This window comes from Ferruginibacter sp., assembly GCF_031430955.1.
GTDB lineage: Bacteria > Bacteroidota > Bacteroidia > Chitinophagales > Chitinophagaceae > Ferruginibacter.
In genome coordinates this window covers 1-4110 of record NZ_JANPCM010000646.1, presented here as the reverse complement: position 1 = coordinate 4110, position 4110 = coordinate 1, and the positions used below count along the sequence as shown (strand labels likewise).

The following is a 4110-nucleotide window of genomic DNA, read 5'->3' as shown; positions in this document are numbered from 1 at the left end:
GACTTTTTGGGTTTAAAAACTTTAAGCATTTTAAAAACGGCGTTATCTCTTATCAAAAAAAATCATGGTGTAATTATAGATATTGATCTTATTCCTTTGGATGATGAAAAAGCTTACCAGCTTTACCAGCGAGGCGATACTAACGGAACCTTTCAATTTGAAAGCGCCGGTATGCAAAAATATTTACGGGAATTAAAACCGGACAAGTTTGATGATCTCATTGCAATGAATGCGCTGTATCGTCCGGGACCAATGAGTTACATACCGGATTACATTGATCGCAAGCACGGCAAAAAACAGGTGGAATACGATTTGCCCGATATGGAAGAACACCTGAAAGAAACTTACGGTATTACGGTGTACCAGGAGCAGGTGATGTTACTCAGTCAAAAATTAGCAGGCTTTAGTAAAGGTGATGCGGATGTGTTACGTAAGGCGATGGGTAAAAAACAAATTGCGGTGCTTAATAAAATGAAGGCACAGTTTATTGAAGGCGCCACTGCAAAAAATCATCCGGCAGAAAAGTTAGAAAAGATCTGGACAGATTGGGAAGCCTTTGCACAATACGCATTTAATAAATCGCACAGTACCTGTTATGCATTTGTGGCGTATCAAACAGCGTATTTAAAAGCACATTACCCCAGCGAATATATGGCGGCAGTTTTAAATCATGCCGGCAGTATTGATAAGATAACTTTCTTTATGGAAGAATGTAAGCGTATGGGCTTAACCGTACTGGGCCCTGATATTAATGAAAGCCAGAATGGTTTTGCTGTAAATAAAAAAGGAGAAATTCGTTTTGGTTTCAGCGGTTTAAAAGGTGTGGGAGAAAAAGCTATTGAAGATATTATTATTGAAAGAGATAAACACGGTGCTTTTAAAACCATTTTTGATCTTGCAAAAAGATGCAATCAAAAATCGGTAAATAAAAAATCGATGGAGAGTTTGGCATACAGCGGTGCCTTTGATTGTTTTACTGATATTATAAGGGCACAATATTTTTACCAGGCACCGGGTGATGTTTCGGGGCTGGAAAAAATTATTAAGTTTGGCAATGTTTTTCAATCGCAAACTGCCAATACTTCCAATACATTATTTGGCGATCTGGCAATGCCCGAAATATCAACACCAAAATTATCTGTTTGCGAACCATGGCCTTTAGTGCAGCAATTAGATTATGAAAAAGATGTTACGGGCATGTACATCAGTGGCCATCCGTTAGATAATTATAAGTTTGAATTAAAACATTACAATATTACTTCGCTTGCAGATTATGTAGAGTTTAAAAACAATGTTAACAGCAATCCTAATCCTGCAAAACAATTTCGTGTGGCAGGTTTGGTAATTGATGCGGCACACCGCCTTACTAAAACGGGCAAAAATTTTGGCATCTTAACCATAGAAGATTTTACAGGCAAAGCCGAATTTATGTTGTGGAGTGAAGATTATGTAAAATATCAAAATTATTTAGAGAAGGGAATGATAGTTTTAGTAGAAGGCGGATTTAAACAACGCTACAACAGCACAGAATATCAATTTAATTTAAGCAGGATACATTTGTTAGAAACCGTAAAACCAAATTTAACTAAGCAGGTAGTAATTGATGTGCAGCCGCAGTTTATAAATGAAGGCATGATAAACTTTATTGATAATAATGTAAAGAGCAACCCCGGCAAAACATCGTTAAAATTTAATGTTAAAGATCTGCGTAATAATTATAAAGTAGGCATGTACAGTTTGGAGAAAGGTTTTACTATGAACGACGAAATGGCCCTGTTTTTAAACGATAATTTAGATGTGGAAGTGAGTGTGGTAACGGCTTAGGCAAGTGTCCGACGGCTTCAAGCCGTCATGACATCTTAAGCGGCAGGATGGCACATTAACACAGTGTGGATATGTCATTACAGCACAATAGAAAGTTTGGGCTTAAATTTGTCCTCTTTCTAAAAAAATAAAAACAAAATATATTATGGCACACGAATTCACAGATGCAAATTTTAAAACAGACGTTTTAGATAGTGATAAATTAACCGTTATTGATTTTTGGGCAGAATGGTGTGGCCCATGCCGTGCAATAGGTCCGGTTATTGAAGAATTGGCAAAGGAATACGAAGGCAAGGTGAACATTGGTAAAGTAAATGTTGATCATAACCCACAGGTTTCTATGAACTATGGCATCACCAGTATTCCTGCAATTCTTTTTGTAAAAGGTGGCCAGGTGGTTGACAAATTAGTTGGTGCACAACCTAAAGCAAACTTTGTAAAAAAGATTGAAGCGTTAAAATAATTAGTAACTTCTGTTAAAAGAAAAATCCTCTGTGTAATGCAGAGGATTTTTTATTTTAATGTGTTACGTTTTGAAGAGCTTTGGGGTCGTGTTTATGTTTAAACAAAATGCCAAACAAAATGGCTATCACCAATGCATAAATAGAAAAGGAAAGCCAGATGCCATGCCAGTCTCTTGATTTATCGGCGAGGGTAAAATATTTATCAATAGCAATGCCGCTTATTTTAGCGCCAAAGTAAGCACCAAAGCCATTCGACATCATCATAAACAAACCTTGTGCGCTTGAGCGAATGGCCGGGCTTGTAGTAGTTTCTATAAACAAGGAGCCGGAGATATTGAAAAAATCAAATGCCATTCCATAAACAACACAGGAAACAATGATCATCCACAACCCTGTTGTAGGATCGCCGTAGGCAAATAAACCAAAACGCAGTACCCAGGCAAACATACTTATCAGCATTACATTCTTAATGCCAAATCTTTTTAAAAAGAATGGAATAGCAAGAATGAATAAGGTTTCTGATATCTGTGAGATGGACATAATAATCGTGGAATATTTTGAAACAAACGAATCTGCATACTTAGGGATTTTAGAAAAATCAGACAAGAAAACATCACCATACATATTTGTCAACTGTAAAGCGCCTCCTAAAAACATTGAAAAAATAAAAAATAAAGCTGTTTTATAATTGGCAAATAATTTAAACGCATTCAGTCCTAATTTTTCTGTTAATGACGCATTTTGTGAGATAAGTTTTTGTGGCGGGCAATTGGGTAATGTAAAAGAATAGATACCGAGTACAAATGATGCAGCAGCAGAAATATAAAACATATTGGCCGATGCTTTATTGCCGGTAAGGTTAGTAACCCACATGGCCGCAATAAAACCTATTGTTCCCCAAACACGTATAGGAGGAAAAACTTTTACTACATCATAATTGTTCGTTTTTAAAATGGTATAACCGATGGAATTAGATAAGGAAATAGTAGGCATATAACAAAGCATTGCTACCAGAATAACATAATAAAAAGTATTGGGATCATCTACATGTGCAATGTATGCCAGCGCTATACCACCCAGTATATGTAAAATACCATACAATTTTTCTGCACTCATCCATCTGTCGGCAATAATACCGGTTAGTGCAGGCATTACAATAGAAGAAATTCCTAAGGTTGCAAAAACATCCCCAAACTCTTTGCCGCCCCATTGTTTGGTACCAAACCAATAATTGGCCACCGTAATTAACCATGCTCCCCAAATAAAAAATTGTAAAAAACTTAAAATCGTCAGCCGAAACTTAATACTCATTTTTCATTTTGTTTAGAGTTGGAAGATATACATTTATTCACTAAAAAACATCACAAAATTATCTTCCATTATCTACTGAAAAAGCAACTGGTTGCCTTCTGTATGCATCAACATTTTTGCCATATTGTTTAGCCGGTATCCATTTTGGCACCTTCTTTATTACTCTAATTACTTCCTCTGCAATACCATATCCAGGAGAATTTTCTGCTTGAATATCTTCAATGACACCTTCCCTGGTAATCATAAATTTTATTACTACACTATAAGTTCCTGATGGTGCCCCTCTATTTCCCGGCACTTCGGTATTAAGATTTTTTTCAAGATAGCTCCGCCATGCTCTGTCACCTCCGGGAAACGATGCCTCTGTAAGCTCCCTGTTAAAAACAGAATCAATTTTAACTCCTGTGCTATCATAGGTAGTTAAAATACCACGTTGCCCAACAAACTTAACTTCAAATTTTTTTTCTCCCTTTTTAGAGAAAGAAAAATGTTTTTCGATAAATGTATTATT

At 36.3% G+C, this 4110-nt stretch carries 4 protein-coding genes; 2 read left to right on the top strand and 2 right to left on the bottom strand.

Features of this window, described 5'->3' with window-relative positions; genetic code table 11:
• Together dnaE and trxA are read left to right on the top strand one after the other, a co-directional pair.
• Window positions 1–1824: DNA polymerase III subunit alpha (dnaE, locus tag ACY65O_RS18360; RefSeq protein ID WP_462222314.1), on the top strand; the 1824-nt coding region annotated here is incomplete at its 5' end.
• A 145-nt stretch (window positions 1825–1969) separates the two neighbouring features.
• Window positions 1970–2287: a thioredoxin gene (gene trxA, locus ACY65O_RS18355; protein ID WP_462222313.1), complete on the top strand. Its 318-nt coding sequence runs from the start codon at window positions 1970–1972 to the stop codon at window positions 2285–2287.
• Between the two features lie 55 nt (window positions 2288–2342).
• Here trxA and ACY65O_RS18350 read toward each other — a convergent pair whose 3' ends face one another.
• Window positions 2343–3599: a nucleoside permease gene (locus ACY65O_RS18350; RefSeq protein ID WP_462222312.1), complete on the bottom strand. Its 1257-nt coding sequence runs from the start codon at window positions 3597–3599 to the stop codon at window positions 2343–2345.
• 58 nt (window positions 3600–3657) lie between these two features.
• Window positions 3658–4110, bottom strand: a 453-nt coding sequence (locus ACY65O_RS18345; RefSeq protein WP_462222311.1) for an energy transducer TonB, incomplete at its 5' end; no start/stop codon positions are given.